10 protein-coding genes are annotated in these 17,033 nt (G+C 59.4%); 5 read left to right on the top strand and 5 right to left on the bottom strand.

Annotated elements, in window-relative coordinates:
• Nucleotides 1-7 precede the first annotated feature (7 nt).
• From nirB to cobA, 3 genes are read left to right on the top strand one after another with little or no spacing between them, the layout of a single operon-like run.
• The gene (nirB, locus tag OB87_RS01935; protein WP_081977330.1) at nt 8-4,165 is read left to right on the top strand and encodes a nitrite reductase large subunit NirB; all 4,158 of its coding nucleotides are present in this window, start codon (nt 8-10) and stop codon (nt 4,163-4,165) included.
• Nucleotides 4,162-6,810, top strand: a complete 2,649-nt coding sequence (locus OB87_RS01930) for a nitrate reductase (RefSeq protein WP_033567741.1) — start codon at nt 4,162-4,164, stop codon at nt 6,808-6,810. The genes nirB and OB87_RS01930 overlap by 4 nt, the downstream gene beginning before the upstream one ends.
• Before the next feature lie 27 nt (nt 6,811-6,837).
• Complete coding sequence (gene cobA / locus OB87_RS01925; RefSeq protein ID WP_033567740.1) at nt 6,838-7,668, top strand: uroporphyrinogen-III C-methyltransferase; 831 nt, start codon at nt 6,838-6,840, stop codon at nt 7,666-7,668.
• 42 nt (nt 7,669-7,710) lie between these two features.
• Here cobA and OB87_RS01920 read toward each other — a convergent pair whose 3' ends face one another.
• The 3 genes from OB87_RS01920 to OB87_RS01910 all read right to left on the bottom strand — a co-directional run bounded on the left by OB87_RS01920 (nt 7,711) and on the right by OB87_RS01910 (nt 10,618).
• Entirely contained in the window at nt 7,711-8,256 is a 546-nt protein-coding gene (locus tag OB87_RS01920; protein ID WP_033567739.1) for an NADPH-dependent FMN reductase, read from the bottom strand.
• A 315-nt stretch (nt 8,257-8,571) separates the two neighbouring features.
• Complete coding sequence (locus tag OB87_RS01915) at nt 8,572-9,348, bottom strand: ABC transporter substrate-binding protein (protein ID WP_033567738.1); 777 nt, start codon at nt 9,346-9,348, stop codon at nt 8,572-8,574.
• A gap of 97 nt (nt 9,349-9,445) precedes the next feature.
• Nucleotides 9,446-10,618, bottom strand: coding sequence for a pyridoxal phosphate-dependent aminotransferase (locus tag OB87_RS01910; RefSeq protein WP_033567737.1), 1,173 nt, complete (start codon nt 10,616-10,618; stop codon nt 9,446-9,448).
• Nucleotides 10,619-10,964: 346 nt separating this feature from the next.
• Between OB87_RS01910 and OB87_RS01905 the strand changes: the two genes are divergently transcribed.
• Nucleotides 10,965-11,861, top strand: coding sequence for a LysR substrate-binding domain-containing protein (locus OB87_RS01905; protein WP_033567963.1), 897 nt, complete (start codon nt 10,965-10,967; stop codon nt 11,859-11,861).
• Here OB87_RS01905 and OB87_RS01900 read toward each other — a convergent pair.
• Nucleotides 11,852-12,868, bottom strand: coding sequence for a S66 family peptidase (locus tag OB87_RS01900; protein ID WP_033567736.1), 1,017 nt, complete (start codon nt 12,866-12,868; stop codon nt 11,852-11,854). The two genes, OB87_RS01905 and OB87_RS01900, sit on opposite strands and share 10 nt — an antisense overlap.
• A 452-nt stretch (nt 12,869-13,320) precedes the next feature.
• Between OB87_RS01900 and OB87_RS01895 the strand changes: the two genes are divergently transcribed.
• Nucleotides 13,321-14,922 carry a methyl-accepting chemotaxis protein gene (locus OB87_RS01895; protein WP_033567735.1) on the top strand — a complete coding sequence of 534 codons (1,602 nt, stop codon included), beginning with the start codon at nt 13,321-13,323 and terminating at the stop codon, nt 14,920-14,922.
• A gap of 116 nt (nt 14,923-15,038) precedes the next feature.
• On the opposite strand, the gene ggt is transcribed toward OB87_RS01895, so the two are convergent.
• The gene (gene ggt / locus OB87_RS01890) at nt 15,039-16,802 is read right to left on the bottom strand and encodes a gamma-glutamyltransferase (protein WP_033567734.1); all 1,764 of its coding nucleotides are present in this window, start codon (nt 16,800-16,802) and stop codon (nt 15,039-15,041) included.
• Nucleotides 16,803-17,033 lie beyond the last annotated feature (231 nt).

The following is a 17,033-nucleotide window of genomic DNA, read 5'->3' as shown; positions in this document are numbered from 1 at the left end:
CGCAGCCATGAGCGCGCATCTGGTGATTATCGGCAACGGTCTGTCCAGCGCGCGGCTGGTAAAAAGACTGGGGCAACTGGCACCGCAACGCTACCGCGTCACCGTTATCGATCGTGAGCCGCACGACAGCTATAACCGCGTGCTACTTTCCTCGGTGCTGGGGGGCGAAAACGTGTTTGCGGATACCCGGCTGGAACCCGCGCCGGACGGGATGGACGTGACCATCCTGACTGGCGAGTCGGCGCTACGTATTGATCGGGCTACGCGGGAGGTTGTCACCGACTGCCGTCGCCTGACCTATGACCAACTGGTGCTCGCCACCGGTTCCCGCCCGTTTATGCCGCCGTTGCCGGGCATCAACCTGCCGGGGGTGATGGGCTTTCGCACGCGGGATGACGTCGAGCGGATGTGGGCGGCGGTGAGGCAGGGGAAACCGGTGGTGGTGGTCGGCGGTGGACTACTGGGGATTGAAGCCGCTGCTGCGCTGCGCCTGCAAGGGGCGACGGTAACGCTGCTGCACCGCCACACCCGGTTGATGGAGCGCCAGCTCGACGCCACCGCCAGCGACCTGTTGTGTACCCGGCTGCACGAGCGCGGCATCCGTTGCCTGACCGGCGTACAGATTCAGGCGTTTCTTGGTCATACATCGTCCGGCGGCGAGCAGGTGAATGCGGTCGAACTGACTGACGGTACGCGCCTGCCTGCCGGGCTGGTGGTGGTGGCGACCGGCGTACAGCCGGTGTGTGAGCTGGCTCGCGACAGCGGTCTGGCGTGCGGGCGCGGCATTCTGGCGGATGGCCAGTTGCGCACCGCTGATGAATACGTCAGCGCCTTTGGCGAGTGCGCTGAAGTGAAGGGGGAAACGGTCGGGCTGGTGGCCCCCTGTCTGGCGCAGGCCGATGTGCTGGCCGCGCGGCTGGCGGGGCAACCGGTGGCGGATTACGCGCCGCTGGCGCTGGCTACCCGATTGAAAGTTACCGGGATTGACGTGGTGAGCGCGGGGGAATTGCACCCGCAACCGGGTGACCGGCTTCATACCTTGTCAGACCCGCTCGGCGGCCATTATCGCCGCCTGATATTCCGCGACGACCGGTTATGCGGCGCGCTGCTGTTCGGTCATGTCAGTGACAGTCCGCAACTGCTGGCGGCCATGAAGACCAGGCTGCCATCGGCACCGTCGTCGCTTTTGTTTGGTCTGTCTTTTCCTGAAGTAGACAGTCGGCCTGCGGCCGTGAGGATTTCTGTCATGAGTAAACCCGTATTGGTGGTAGTGGGGCACGGTATGGTCGGGCACCACTTTCTGGAGCAACTGGTGGAACGCAACCTGCACCAGCAGTATCACGTGGTGGTGTTTGGCGAGGAGCGCCATCCGGCCTATGACCGGGTACATTTGTCTGAGTATTTTGCCGGTCGCAGCGCCGAATCCCTGTCAATGGTCAGCGAGGGCTTTTTCGAACAGCACGGCATTGAATTGCGCACCGGTTGCCCGGTGACGGAGATTGACCGCCAGCGCCGCTGCGTGCGCGACGCGAACGGCCAGGAAACCCCCTACGACCAATTGGTATTGGCGACCGGTTCCTATCCCTTCGTGCCGCCCATCACGGGTAACGATCGCCCCGGTTGTCTGGTGTATCGCACGTTGGACGATCTGGACGCCATCGCCGCTGAAGCGCGCGAATCGCGCAGTGGTGTCGTGGTGGGTGGCGGCCTGCTGGGGCTGGAAGCGGCCAACGCGCTGCGCCAACTGGGGCTGGAAACCCATGTGGTGGAGTTCGCCCCCAGACTGATGGCGGTGCAACTGGACGACGGCGGTGCGCAACTGCTCAAACGCAAGATTGAGGCGCTGGGCTTGCAGGTACACACCAGCAAGGAAACCCGTGCGATTACGGCGGGCGAGCAGGCACGTCACCGGATGAATTTTGCCGACGGCACGGCGCTGGAAACCGACCTGGTGCTGTTCTCCGCCGGTATCCGCCCGCGCGATCAACTGGCGCGTGACGCCGGGCTGGAGATCGGTGCCCGCGGCGGCATCGTGATCGATAACGATTGCCAGACATCGGATGACGCTATTTTCGCCATTGGCGAGTGCGCGTTATGGCAGGGGCAGATGTTCGGGCTGGTGGCACCGGGCTATCAGATGGCGCGTACCGTCGCCGCCCGGCTGGCGCAACAGGAGCAGTCGTTCACCGGTGCCGACATGAGCACCAAGCTTAAGCTGCTGGGGGTGGACGTGGCGTCGATCGGTGATGCTCACGGTAAAACCGAGGGCAGCCTGAGCTATCAGTGGAACGACGAACCGAATCAGGTCTATAAAAAAATCATTGTCTCGGCGGACGGCAAACGGCTGCTGGGGGCGGTGCTGGTGGGCGACAGCAGCGACTACAGCACGCTGTTGCAGATGAAGCTCAACGACATGACCTTACCTGCGCACCCGGAAAGCCTGATTCTGCCCGCACTGGATGGCGCAGCACCGAAAGGGCTGGGGGTGGCGGCGTTGCCGGACAGCGCCCAGATCTGCTCCTGCCACAACGTCAGCAAAGCGGATATTTTCGCGGCGGTAGATAACGGCTGCACCGATCTGGCATCACTGAAAGCCTGCACCAAGGCGGGGACGGGGTGTGGCGGTTGTGTGCCGTTACTCAAGCAGGTGATGGAATACCGGTTGCAGCAGTCAGGCATCGAGGTGAAAAAAGACATCTGCGAACACTTCGCCTATTCGCGTCAGGAGCTGTACCACCTGATCCGCGTCAACCGCATCCGCAGTTTTGGCGAGTTGATCGCCCGCCACGGTCACGGGCTGGGCTGTGAAATCTGTAAACCGCTCGCCGGATCGATGCTGGCGTCCTGCTGGAACGATTACGTGCTGAAACCCGAACACGTACCGTTGCAGGATACCAACGACCGTTTTCTGGCTAATATCCAGAAAGACGGCACCTACTCGGTGGTGCCGCGCATTCCCGGCGGCGAGATCACCCCGCAGGGATTGATCGCCATCGGTCAGGTGGCCGAACGCTATCACCTGTACACCAAAATTACCGGCGGCCAGCGGGTCGACCTGTTCGGCGCGCGGCTGGAGCAACTGCCCGCTATCTGGCAGGAGCTGATCGACGCCGGGTTTGAAACCGGTCATGCCTACGGTAAGTCACTGCGTACCGTTAAATCCTGCGTTGGCTCCACCTGGTGCCGCTACGGCGTGCAGGACTCCACCTCACTGGCGATTGCGCTGGAGCACCGTTACAAAGGGCTGCGCTCGCCGCACAAGCTCAAGATGGCGGTTTCCGGTTGCACCCGCGAGTGCGCTGAAGCGCAGGGCAAAGACATTGGGGTTATCGCCACCGACAAGGGCTGGAACCTGTATGTGTGCGGTAATGGTGGCATGAAACCGCGTCATGCCGACCTGTTCGCCAGCGATCTGGACACCGATACCCTATTCCGGCTGATCGACCGCCTGCTGATGTTCTACATCCGTACCGGCGACCGCTTGCAGCGCACCAGCGTCTGGCTGGATAACCTGGAAGGCGGCATCGACTACCTGCGTCAGGTGGTGATCGACGACAGTCTGGGTATTGCCGGGGAACTGGAAAACGACATGCGCCAGGTTATCGACAGCTACCAGTGCGAATGGCAGACCACGCTGGCGCATGACGAACACCGGGCGTTGTTCCGCGCCTTCCTTAACAGCGACACACCGGATGAAGCGGTGGTGATGGTGCCGGAGCGCGGGCAGCCTCGCCCCGCCCGTCTGGAAGAGAAGACGACAGCAGCATCAGAGGCGGCGGGCGTGGAAGGCTGGCAGTGCGTTGGCTTCCTCTGCGATATTCCGGCGAATGCCGGCATGGCGGCGCGGGTCGGCCATCAGCAGGTGGCACTGTTTCATCTGCCAGCGACTCAGCCGGGGCAGGCGGCGCACGTGTTCGCGCTCGATAATCAGGAGCCGGGCAGTGGTGCCAACGTGCTGTCGCGCGGCCTTGTCGGCGACGTGGCGGGCGAGCCGGTGGTGATTTCGCCGTTGTATAAAAAGCGTTTGCGTCTGCGTGACGGCGTTAGCCCGGATGACAGTCAACTGCGGGTACGTGCCTGGCCGGTACGTATTGTGCAGGATCGTATCTGGGTGGCAAGCGAGCCGCTGGCGGTAGTATCAGCCGACGTGGCGGAGGCGTTATGAGCGGCTGCCGCACCACCTGTCCTTACTGCGGCGTGGGCTGCGGGGTGATCGCCACTCCACAGCCGGACGGGAGGGTGACCATTGAAGGCGATAGCCAGCACCCGGCCAATCAGGGGCGGTTGTGCGTCAAAGGCTCAGCATTGGGCGACACCTTAGATCTGCAAGGGCGGCTGCTGTGGCCACTGGTTGACGGCCATCGTGTCAGCTGGGAGCAGGCGTTGGACCGGGTCGCGCAGTCGCTCGGCGACATTATTGCGCAGCACGGCCCGCAGGCGGTGGCGTTTTACGGTTCGGGGCAACTGCTGACTGAAGACTATTACGTCGCCAACAAGCTGATGAAGGGATTTATCGGCAGCGCCAACATGGACACCAATTCCCGGTTGTGCATGGCATCAGCGGTGGTCGGGTACAAGCGGGCGTTGGGTGCCGATGCGGTGCCCTGTAACTACGAGGACATCGAACAGGCCGACCTGGTGGTGCTGGTCGGGTCCAACACCGCCTGGGCGCACCCGGTGGTGTATCAGCGGCTGATGCAGGCCAAACAGCAGCGCCCGCACATGCGGGTGGTGGTGATCGATCCGCGTCAGACCGCGACCTGCGATGCAGCAGAGCTGCACTTGCCCTTAGCCCCCGGCAGTGATGCCGGGTTGTTCAACGGGCTGCTGCGCTGGCTGGCGCAGCGGAACGCGCCGGTTCCCGATGGGCTTTCCGGCATCGAGGCGGCGCTGGCGGCTGCCGATGACTGGACGGTGGAGCGGGTAGCGGAATTCTGCCAACTGGACCGCGAGGACGTCGCCTGTTTTTACCAGTGGTTTAGCGACACCGATAACGTGGTGACGCTCTACTCACAGGGTATCAACCAGTCCGCGTCCGGTAGCGACAAATGCAACGCCATCATCAACGTACATCTGTTCAGCGGCCGCATCGGCCGGACCGGGTGCGGCCCCTTTTCGATTACCGGTCAACCGAATGCGATGGGCGGGCGTGAAGTGGGCGGGCTGGCGAATCAGCTGGCGGCGCACATGGGCTTCAGCCCACAGGAGGTGGACCGGGTTGGCCGTTTCTGGGGCAGCGAACGGGTGGCATCGGCACCGGGTTTGATGGCGGTGGATCTGTTCCGTGCGATTGAAGCCGGACAGGTTAAAGCCGTGTGGATCATGGGCACCAACCCGGTGGTGTCGATGCCGGAGGCGGATCGGGTGCGGCAGGCGCTGTTGCGCTGCCCGCTGGTGATCGTCTCCGACGTGATGCGCCACACCGATACCGCCGATTGTGCACATGTCTTGCTGCCAGCGCTGGCGTGGGGAGAAAAGGACGGCACGGTTACCAATTCCGAGCGCCGCGTTTCTCGCCAGCGCGCCTTTCTGCCCGCACCGGGTGAAGCGAAAGCCGACTGGTGGATCCTGTCGCAGGTGGCGCAGCGCATGGGGTTTGGCGCCGCGTTTGATTATCGCCACCCGGCGCAGATCTTCCGCGAGCACGCCGCCTTGTCCGGGTTCGAGAATCAGGGGCAACGCGCGTTCAACATCAGCGCGCTGGCAACGCTCAGCAATCAACAATGGCAGCAACTGACGCCGGTGCAATGGCCGGTGACCGACGTGCTGCGCGAAGGCACCGCGCGGTTGTATACCGATGGTCGCTGTTGGCATCCCGATGGCAAGGCGCGCTTGCTGGCGATCACGCCGCAACGGCCCGCCAATCCGCCGTCGCCCGCGTATCCGCTGGTGCTCAATACCGGCCGGGTACGCGACCAGTGGCACACCATGACCCGTACCGGCAAGGCAGCACGCCTGATGCGCCATCTGTCGGAACCCTATTGCGACCTTCATCCGCAGGATGCACTTAATGCTGGTGTTCACGACGGTGAACTGGTGCGCATCAGCGCCGGGTCGGGCTGGATGTTGGCACGAGCGCAAGTCCAGCGCGGCCAGCAGCGCGGCAGCATTTTTGTTCCTATGCACTGGAACCGGCAGTTTAGCGCACAAGCGCGGGTGGATAGCCTGGTGGCGGCGGTGACTGACCCTTATTCCGGCCAGCCGGAAAGTAAGCAGGCGCGGGTGCGTATCCAGCGCTGGCCCGCCGCCTGGCTTGGCGAATTATTTATACGCGGCGAGGTGGCCGCACCAGATTGCGGCTACTGGAGCCGTATTACCGCCGATGGGGTGTCTCATTACACCATCGCCGACGTTCAGACGCCGACACACTGGCTTGACTGGCTGACCCGACAATATGACCTGAACGGTGTCGAGTACCAGCAGGCACAAGGTGACGATGGCTTGTTTCACACCATCGGTTGGCAGGGGGATCGTGTAGTGGTGGCGCTGTATACCGGGGTACATCGACCACAATTGGCTCGGGAGGCGATTCTGGCGGCATTTGCTTCGCCACCGCAACAGACGTCGGACCGGCTGGCGTTGCTGGCCGGGTGTACACTACAGAACCAAACCCCACAAGGGGCGACCATCTGTAGCTGTTTTGCAGTGGGCGAACAGCGGATTATCGGCGCCATCCGTCAGGGCTGCCACAGTGTGGCGCAACTGGGTGAACAACTGCAATGTGGGACCAATTGCGGCTCCTGCGTACCGGAACTGAAGGCGTTGCTGCAACAGTATGCCACGCCGGACACATTACGCCGGGCGGGCTGAGCCGCGCCTGGATAAGGAGTCATCAACATGAACCCTATTCTGAATACGCTGATGGCGCAGGGCCATCAACGCCAGCCGTTACGGGCAGGCGAGGTCTGGCTGGTGGGCGCGGGGCCGGGCGACGCCGAACTGCTGACGGTTAAGGCACTGCGGGCGATGCAGCAGGCAGATGTGGTGGTGCATGACCGGCTGGTTTCCGCCGATATTATGGCGTTGGTGCCGCCGGAAGCGTTGCGCATCGACGTCGGCAAGCAGCAGGGGCACCACGCGCTGCCGCAACCGCAAATTAACCAGTTGTTAATGGAGCTGGCGCAAGCCGGGCAACGGGTGGTACGGCTGAAAGGCGGCGATCCGTTTATTTTCGGTCGCGGCGGCGAGGAAATGGATTATCTACAGCAACAGGGCGTGACCTGCCATGTGGTGCCCGGTATCACGGCTGCCACCGGCTGTGCAGCGGCGGTAGGGTTGCCATTAACCCATCGTGACTGCGCCCAGTCGGTGCGTTTTATCACCGGTCATGCCCGCGATGGCGAACCGCAACTGGATTGGGAAACACTCGGCACCGGTCAGCAGACGTTGGTGTTTTACATGGGGTTAAGCCATGCCAGCCGCCTGTGTCAGCAGCTTATTGCTCATGGTTTACCCGCCAGTACGCCGCTGGCGATTATCGAGCGCGGCACCCAGCCGGAACAACGTTTGCTGACCGCTACGCTGGCGACCCTGCCAACCCTGATGGCGCGCTATCAGCCGCAGTCACCCAGCTTGCTGGTGGTGGGAGAGGTGGTGCGTTTCTGTCGTCATCCGGCGCTGACGGTTGCCTGCGAGGCGATGAGGAAGGTGGGAACGGTGGCGGCGTGAGTGACTGCCGCTCAATCACGAGCGGCAGCGTGCAGGCGAGGCTTATTTTCTGCGTGCAATCGCATCGGCGAGCGCGTTCATTTGATCGGCGATCAGCGCGGTGATTTTTTCATCTTTCAGGTTGCCCTGATCGTCAAAACCACCCGCAAAGGCGTTGGCGAACACTTCCGGTTTATTCAGCGGATGGATATTCAGGTAGACACAGCTCTGCCGCAAGTGGTACTGGGCGCGGGAGGTGCCCATACCACCGCCAGCACCCATCAGCGCGGCCGGTTTGTCGTTCAAAATGGTGGTATCTGGCAGACGGGAGATCCAGTCAAGAATGTTTTTCAGCGCCGGTGCCATCGAATAGTTGTATTCCGTACAGGCGAAGACGAAGCCATCCGCTTCGCTGGCCTGACGCGCGATGCGTTGTACCGATTCCGGCACCTCGGTCAAATCGGCATTGTAAAACGGCACATCCAGCAGGTCGGCAATCTCAAGCGTGACGCCCGCTGGCAGCACTGACTGCGCGGCACGCAGCAATCCCCGGTTGGCAGAGGCTTTACGCAGGCTGCCAGCAATACCTAACAGTTTGATATGACTCATGGTGTTGTCCTTTTTGTATGAAAAGAAAATCACCGGGAAAACGTCGGCGCACACCGCGTCACCGTTTCCCCTGACTCGTCATAGCATAGAGTGTGGGGAGGAAAATGCCATGATAAGGCAAGGGTTGTTACGCGAGGATAATGACGCCTCGGGATATCGTCAAACAGCACCCCGGTCGGCTGAAGGATTTGCCGTTGCCGTAACAGGTGTTTCCCCGGCTAATCGCTTTGCCAAAAACAAGGCCCGTCGCTATCTGGCGCGGGCCTTGTCATTTCTTTGCCGCCGTTCAGGATGCGGAGCGGCGAGAAGCGTCGGTTACTGCACCCGCACGTCAAAACCGGGGAAGTATTTTTTCGCCAGTTGCTCGACGGTGCCGTCGTCCTTCACCTGTTTGATGGCTTTATCCAGCTCGGCTTTCAGCGCGGAGTCGCTTTTGCGCAGACCAAAACCGATACCACTGCCCAAAATGGCGGCGTCGTCCACCGCCTTGCCGATAAAGGCGAAACCCTTGCCTTCCGGTTTATCCAGGAAACCGGACTGACCGGCCGCCGCCATCACCAGCGTACCGTCCAGACGGCCTGCCGCCAGGTCGTCATACGCCAGATTCTGGTCTTTGTAAGAGGTCACGGTGACACCTTTCGGCTCCCAATGTGCCTTGGCGTACACTTCCTGAATCGACCCCTGCAACACGCCGATGTTCTTGCCTTTCAGCGCTTCCGGCGTCGGCGCCAGACCGGTGTCCGGCTTGCCGACCAGTTGGGTCGGAATGCGGTAGATAGGCGCGGTAAAGTCGATGGCTTCCTTACGTTTTTCGGTGATGTTCATCGCGGAGTTGATGGCGTCGAACTTTTTGGCCTGCAACGCCGGAATCAGGGCATCAAACGAGGTTTCAACCCAGGAGCATTTGAAATTGCCTGCTTTACAAATGGCGTTGCCCAGGTCGATATCGAATCCTTCCAACTGGCCCTTGGCGTTTTTGCTTTCAAACGGCGGGTATTCTGCTTCCAGCCCAAAACGCAGTTCAGTCTGCGCCAGTGCGACGGAGGAGGACAGTAAACCCAGCGACAACATCAACATGCTTAATTTTTTCATATCGGGAACGATCTCCGGTAAATCAATGAGTAGTCTTTAAACGGCAATCAACATCACACAGTAACAGCCATCACACACAAATCGAGCGCAACTGCATTTATCGGCGCTCCGCAGCCTGACACAGGGCTTTCGCGCCAGCCAGCAGCGTCTCGTCATCTTTGGAGAACGACAGACGAATCAGTTTATTGTCGGTGCCGTCGGTGTAAAACGCCGACAGCGGAATGGTCGCCACACCGTGGTCGACAATCAGCCGTTTAACCATATCGCTGTCGCTTTCGTCGCTAAAGTGCGCAAAGCTCGCCAGCATGAAGAACGAACCGGCGGAGGGCAACAGTTCAAACGGTCCGTCCTGTAAGGAGCTCGCCAGCAGGTCGCGTTTATGCTGATAGAACTGGCCGAGCGACAGGTAGGTCGCCGGGTCCGCCATGTAGTCGGCAAAGGCGTACTGCATCGGCGTGTCGGCGGAGAACATCATAAACTGGTGGATTTTGAGGATCTCGTCCATCAGCGCTGCTGGGGCCAGGCAGTAACCGACGCGCCAGCCAGTGACATGAAAGGTTTTGCCGAACGATGAGACAATCACGCTGCGTGCCGCCAGCTCGCTGTGGGTCGCCATGCTGTGATGGCGCTGGCCGTCAAATACCACGTGCTCGTAGACTTCGTCAGACAAGATCACGATATCGGTGTTGCGCGTCAGGCGTGCCAACTGCGCCAGATCGTCGGCGCTCAGCACCTGACCACTGGGGTTATGCGGCGAGTTGATGATGATCATGCGGGTGCGCGACGTGATGGCCGCCTGTACTTCGTCCCAGTTGATGGCAAAGCTCGGCACGGCGAGTTTCAACGCCACCGGCGTTGCGCCCTGTAGCCGGACGATAGGCGCATAGCTGTCGAACGACGGCTCAAAATAGATAACCTCGTCACCTGGATGCACCAGCGCGGAAATGGCGGAATACAGCCCTTCACTGGCGCTGGCAGTGATAGTGACTTCCTTTCCGGCGTCGTAGTGCTGGCCGTACAGGCGTTTGACCTTCTCCGCCACCACCTCTTTGAGTGACACCAGCCCGGACATCGACGCGTACTGGTTATGACCTTCGGTCATGGCGCGTGTCACCCCGGCGATAAGCTCAGGGGAGCAGGGAAAGCTGGGCGCGCCCTGAGACAGGTTGATGGCGTTGTGCTGGCTGGATAGCTGACCGATAACGGTAAAAATAGTCGTGCCCACATCCGGTAATTTGGAACTGAACCGCACCGGGGTTTGAATCGGCATGAGGAGTCTCCGTTGAGTGCCGCAGCAGACCTGCACACTGATGAGCGGTCCCGTCTGCTGAAATTTATTGGTTATAGATGAATAACTATTCATGCATTAGACGTTGCTGTTGGTAGTACTACAATCGAATTGTTGTCATAATAGCCATGAGAAAAACGCATGGCTTGCAGCAGTTATTTATCGCAAAAGAGCAATAAGATGTGGTGATGGCAGCCACTGCTTGCCGGGAAACGGATATTGACGATACCGTTTTCAGCAGTAAGCGATACTCAGGTTCGCGCCGTTTTTTCTGCATAGTTATGTAATTCATTTTCTTATGACTGCCTGACGGAGGTTGCCTATGACCATGAATAACCGCATTCCGCCGCTGAATGCGTTGCACGCTTTTGTGGTAACCGCCCGTCATCTCAATTTCACCCGGGCGGCGGCGGAGCTGTTTGTCACCCAGGGGGCGGTCAGTCGACAGGTTGCATCGCTGGAAGCCTGGCTGGGTTTCGCGTTGTTCCAGCGCCATGCCCGTGGGTTGCGGTTGACGCCGCAGGGCAGTCAGCTGCTGCCGGAGGTTCGCGAGGTGTTTGACCAACTGTTTCGGGTGACGAACCGGGTGCGCGAAGGACGTTCCATTCGCATGAAGGCACCGACCTGCGCCATGCGCTGGCTGGTGGCGCACCTGATGACGCTGGAGCAGCGGCGGCCGGATATTCATGTCTCGCTAACGACAACGACCGAACACGGCGTCGATTTTCGTCACGAAGATTTCGATGTGGCGGTGGTATTTGCGGCGGATGCTGCGCCGCGCCAACATGACGGCAAGTTATTCGATGAGGTGCTGTCGCCGGTGCTGGCACCGCATCTGCTGCCTGCCGGGCAAGCGGCGTTGTCGCCGGAGCAACTGACGCGTCTGACACTGTTGCATCCGACCCACGACCAGCGGGACTGGAAGTTGTGGCTGAAGACCCACGGCATCGGCGAGCAGGTGATGCGCCGTAATCAGCAGTTCGACACCATGGATCTCGCCATCAGCGCCGCCATTCAGGGTTTTGGCGTCGCGATGGCGGATGTGACGCTGGTGGCGGAAGATATCCGGCGACAACGGCTGGTGATGCCGTTCACCGAAACGGCGAAAACCGGCGCGGCTTATTACCTGGTACACCGGCCAGGGTTGGACGGACATGCGCAGGCAGAATGGCTGACGGATTTTCTTGCCAGCTTTACCGATTGCCTGCCATCCGGTCAGGACTGACGCAGCCAGGGGGTGTTCAATGCAACGCGTCCGGCGTCAAAATCGACCGTAATACGCACACCGAGCGGCAGGGTCAGCATCGGGTGAGTATGGCAGCAATCAAAATCCGCCAGCACCGCCAGTGGTTGTCCGTTAAGCACTTCGCGCAGTACGGTGAGCGAATCACGGCCGGTGCCTTTATCATCGAACTGTTCATGCTTGCCCAGTATCACCGCCGCGACCCGATCAAACACGCCGCATAGCTTCAGGTGGGCAAACGCGCGCTCCACGGTGGCGATGTCTTTCAGCGAGTCTTCCAGCAGCAAAATATCGCCGTTTTCAATCGTCGGCATAAACGGACTGCCCCAGATCCCTGCCATAGTATTGAGGTTGCCGCCGATAAGCCTCCCCTGATAAACACCGCTGCCGTCAAAGCGCCATTGGTTGGGATGGGTGATTTTGGCGCGCGATTGTTGATTCCAGTCCAGCCGTTCGTCGGTCCATCCCGATGGCATCTGATAAGTGTGTTCAGACTTGGCCGCGCTGGTCAGTGAGGTGAAGCCGGTGAAGGTGTCGTCCACCAATGGCGAGAATTCGCCAAACGACGCCACCAGCGCCGGGCCGTAAAAGGTCACGAGCCCGGTGCGAGCATAAATGCCCAGCAAGAGCGCGGTGACGTCGGAATAGCCGATGATGATTTTGGGGTCGCGGCGCAGGGCGTCGTAGTCGATATACGGCAGCAGCGAATTACTGTTGCTGCCGCCGATGGTTGACATGATGCAGCGTATGGCTGGGTTGCGAATGAGCGTATTCAGTTCGTCAACACGCGCAGCGATGCTGCCGGAGCGGTAATGGTCGGTTTTGCCGGTCAGTGACCCAGCATGGAGCTGGTAGCCGTGCTGCTCCAGAAAAATTTTCGCCCGCTCAAAACGTGCCGGGGCAAAGTGCGTCGCGGGCGAGGACGGCGAGAAAAAGCCGATGGTGTCGCCCGGTTGTAACGGTGGAGGCAATAACAGTGCATGGGACATCGCTCTTTTTCTCCTGGCTGGAAGATGCGGTAGCACTCATCTTATTAAGGATCTTGCACTTGCCATTAGCGCCTTGGCCGTGCTCGACATCATCACTGAATCATAAGAATTTCTTTTTAATCGACTGGCAACATAAAAAATTATTTTCGGCACATTTTTATAAATGGCTGCGAATAACAATGCCAGTAACGTTTCGCAGGCTGAATAGAGACGTAAGCCATTAGTTTCTTCTTATGAAACTCCGTTTCATTCTATTTTATCCGTTCGGCGTAAAAATCGCTAACCTTCTGTCTAACCTTGAGTTTCTATATAGTTTTTCTCCTCTTTCGATGCCTGCGTCGCCGATTATCACGCCGAGTGCGTCCATGGCAGATCGTCTTTTCAGGCAGGACATAACAGTTTCAGACACAACATAACGACAGACGACATCACACAGGACAGGGTTTACAGCAATGAAGATTTCGACACGATTATGGAGTTTCACCGGGATGCTGTCGTTGGGCATTCTGATCATGGGCGCGATTGGTATGTTTACCGCCGAAAAAGCGAATCGGTCATTACAGACCGTGTATGAAGACCGCACGGTGGTGCTGGCGCAACTGGAGCAACTGGAATGGTTGGTGCAGCGTAACCGGGTGCTGATCATGGATATGTTGTTATTGCCGGAGGCGGCAAATAAGCAACAGCGGGTTGACGAACTACGCCAGAATCTCAACCGGATCGATCGGGTGTGGACCGACTACCGTGCAACCTACCTGACACCGGAAGAGACACAACTGGCGGACCAGTTTGCCGACAGCCTGCAGCGCTATAACCGCGAAGGCGTGCAGCCGACCGATGCGGCGATCCGGTCCGGACAGATGGAACAGGCAATACGTCTTTATGATGAGAAGGTCAGCACGCTGGAAAAACAGGGCCATGCGCTGCTCAGTCAACTGGTGACGTTGCAGGTCAACGTGGCTAAAGACGAATACACCGGTTCGGTGCAACGTTACCAGTGGCTGAAAGCGCTGGCGATGATGGCGGTGCTGGCGGGGATTTTCGGCGCGGCGTTATTTGGCTGGATGATGGTGCGCAGTATTGTCCGCAGTTTGGCGCAGGCGCAGGCGGCGGCTGAAGCGGTGGCGGATGGCGATCTGACGTATCCGATCAACGCCAGCGGACGCGATGAGATTACCTCCGTGCTCAATGCGTTGTCGCATATGCAGTCGAGCCTGATTCGTATCGTGACGCAGGTTCGGCAGGGTGCCGAGTCGGTAGGCGTGGCTAGCGGTGAAATTGCCCACGGCAACCATGATTTGTCTGCGCGTACTGAATCTCAAGCCAGCGCGCTGGAGCAGACCGCCGCGTCAATGGAGCAACTCTCCGCAACGGTGAAACAGAACGCCGACAACGCCCAACAGGCCAACCACCTGGCCCAGACTGCCAGCCAGGTGGCGGAGCAGGGTGGCGAGGTGGTAACGCAGGTGGTGGGCACCATGCGGGAAATCAACGACAGCGCCCAACGCATTGCCGATATTATCGGTGTGATCGATGGCATCGCCTTCCAGACCAATATTCTGGCACTGAATGCTGCCGTGGAAGCAGCCCGCGCGGGTGAACAGGGGCGTGGGTTTTCCGTGGTGGCCGGTGAAGTGCGCGCATTGGCGCAGCGCAGCGCGGAGTCGGCCCGCGAGATCAAAGCGCTGATTTCCGCAAGCGTAGGGCGAATCGAAAGCGGCAGCGCGTTGGCGGATACGGCCGGGCACACCATGCAAGAAGTGGTTGATAGCATTCGCCGAGTGACCGATATCATGGGCGAAATCAGTGTCGCCAGCGGCGAGCAGAGCAGTGGGGTGTCGCAGGTGGGCGAAGCAGTATCGGGCATGGAGCGTACCACCCAACAAAACGCGGCGCTGGTAGAGGAAATGGCCGCCGCTGCGGGCAGCCTTAATAGTCAGGCAGAAGAGCTGGTACAAGCGGTGGGCGTGTTCCGGCTATCAGGTAAAACGCCCAGTGTGCAACCGGGCACCCGTATGGACGAACGCGAACTGTTACTGGGGTATAGCCGCTAAACGCAGGTCAGCGGCAGAAAGAAGCACCCCGGCCATTGGACTGTAGGTGTGGCGGGGTGCTCTTGCTCTGCCGGATACCGCGCTCAGTCGGTATCCGTGCACGCTGCGGGGAGCGATCAGTAACCGATGGCCGCACCCGCCGGACGGCGTGAGTCGTTGGCACCGTACAGATAGCCTTCGCGCACCTTACCGGATACCGCCGAGTCATTGCCGGAGTTGGCCGGGATCACCCCTTCCACACCGGGCAACCCGACCATAATCAGTTCGGTTGCGCCCCATGGTGTTTGTTCCACCATCTTATAACCGCGTTCTTTCAGTAGTTTGAGGGTATCGGCGGACAGGCCGCGTTGTTCGTAATACACCTCATCCGGCAACCATTGATGATGGATGCGCGGTGCATCGACCGCTTCCTGCGGCAGCATACCGAAGTCGAGAATATTCAGTGCGCTTTGCAGCGTGATACTGATGATGCGTGAGCCGCCCGGTGAACCCAGTACCAGGAAGATCTTGCCGTCTTTGGTCACCAGCGACGGGCTCATCGACGACAATGGGCGTTTGCCCGGCGCAATCGCGTTACGCTCGCCCTGCACCAGTCCGTAGAGGTTTTTCTCACCCACTTTGACGGTAAAGTCATCCATCTCATCGTTCAGGAAGAACCCGGTGCCGGGAGCGATCACCACCGCGCCGAAGCGGCCGTTCACCGTGTACGTGGTGGAGACGGCATTGCCCAGGCTATCGACGATCGAATAATGGGTGGTTTCCGGTTTTTCATGCGGTTCCATGCCGGGTTTCACCTGCTCGGACGGCGTGGCGTTAGTGTCGTCGATTTTCTTACGGATCTCCGCTGCGTAATCTTTGCTCAGCAGCCGGTCGACCGGGTTTTTGACAAATGCCGGGTCACCCAGAAAGGTATTACGATCCATGTAGGCGTGGCGCATGGCTTCCGTCATAACATGGATTGCCTGTGCCGAGTTGAATCCCATGCTTTTCAGGTCATAGCCTTCAAGAATATTCAACGTTTCACACATCGTGATCCCACCGGAGCTGGGGGGCGGTGATGAAATGAACTGGTAGCCACGATAGTTACAGGTGATCGGCTGGGTTTCGGTGACACGATAGTTGGCAAAGTCCGCCGCCGTCAGGATACCACCACCTTTTTGGGACGCCTCCTCGATGATTTTCGGAAGTGTGCCGTGGTAGAACGCGTCTGGCCCTTTATCCGCGATCGCCTGTAGCGTGTTCGCCAGATCGGTTTGCACCAGACGGTCGCCCGGTTGCAGCGCCGAGCCGTCCGGGCGCAGGAAGATACGAGCGGATTCCGGGTCCTGCTTAAAGCGTTTGACGGTGGTGTCAAGAATATCGGTATCGCCACGGGTCAGAATAAAACCTTCCCGCGCCAGCTTGATAGCGGGGGTCATGACCTGTTCACGGGTCAGCTTGCCGTATTTCTCGCGTGCGGTTTCCAGCCCGAGTACCGTACCGGGCACGCCCGCCGCCAGGTAGCCATACAGGCTGGCGTCTTTTTTAACTTTACCTTCCGCATCCAGATACATATTGGCGGATGCGGCAGCCGGTGCGGTTTCACGGAAGTTGATGAAGGTATCTTTGCCATCCGCCAAATGGATGGTCATGAACCCGCCGCCTCCAATGTTACCGCAGCAAGGATTGACCACCGCCTGGGCGTAACCGACCGCTACCGCGGCATCAATGGCGTTACCCCCCATTTTCAGGATATCGACGCCGATCTGTGAAGCCAGGTGTTGCGAGCTGACCACCATGCCGTTCTTTGCTTCCACTGCTGGTATGGAAACCGCGTGGACTGCACCGCTGACCAGCAATGCAGTCAGACTTAACGGCAGCAGCCATTTTCCCGATGCCATAAAACCCCCTTGTTGTGTTATTGGCATTGTTGTTATTGATGTTTGTCTGTCGCGTTTTTCTATGCATAGCACGTGCCATTGTTTACGTTGGATAACATGGCGTTATCAGTGTAAACGCTATGGTCTGTCATGCCTGAAAAATCATCAGGATTGTGATCCAAAAAAGCTTATTCCGTTTTGGCATTGTCCGTATCTGATGGTTCTGACACGGGCGGGCTGCTGCCACGCTGA

The organism is Dickeya undicola, from assembly GCF_000784735.1.
GTDB classification, from domain to species: domain Bacteria; phylum Pseudomonadota; class Gammaproteobacteria; order Enterobacterales; family Enterobacteriaceae; genus Dickeya; species Dickeya undicola.
Note: the sequence above shows the minus strand (reverse complement) of the source record. Positions and strands in the feature narration are given on the sequence as shown.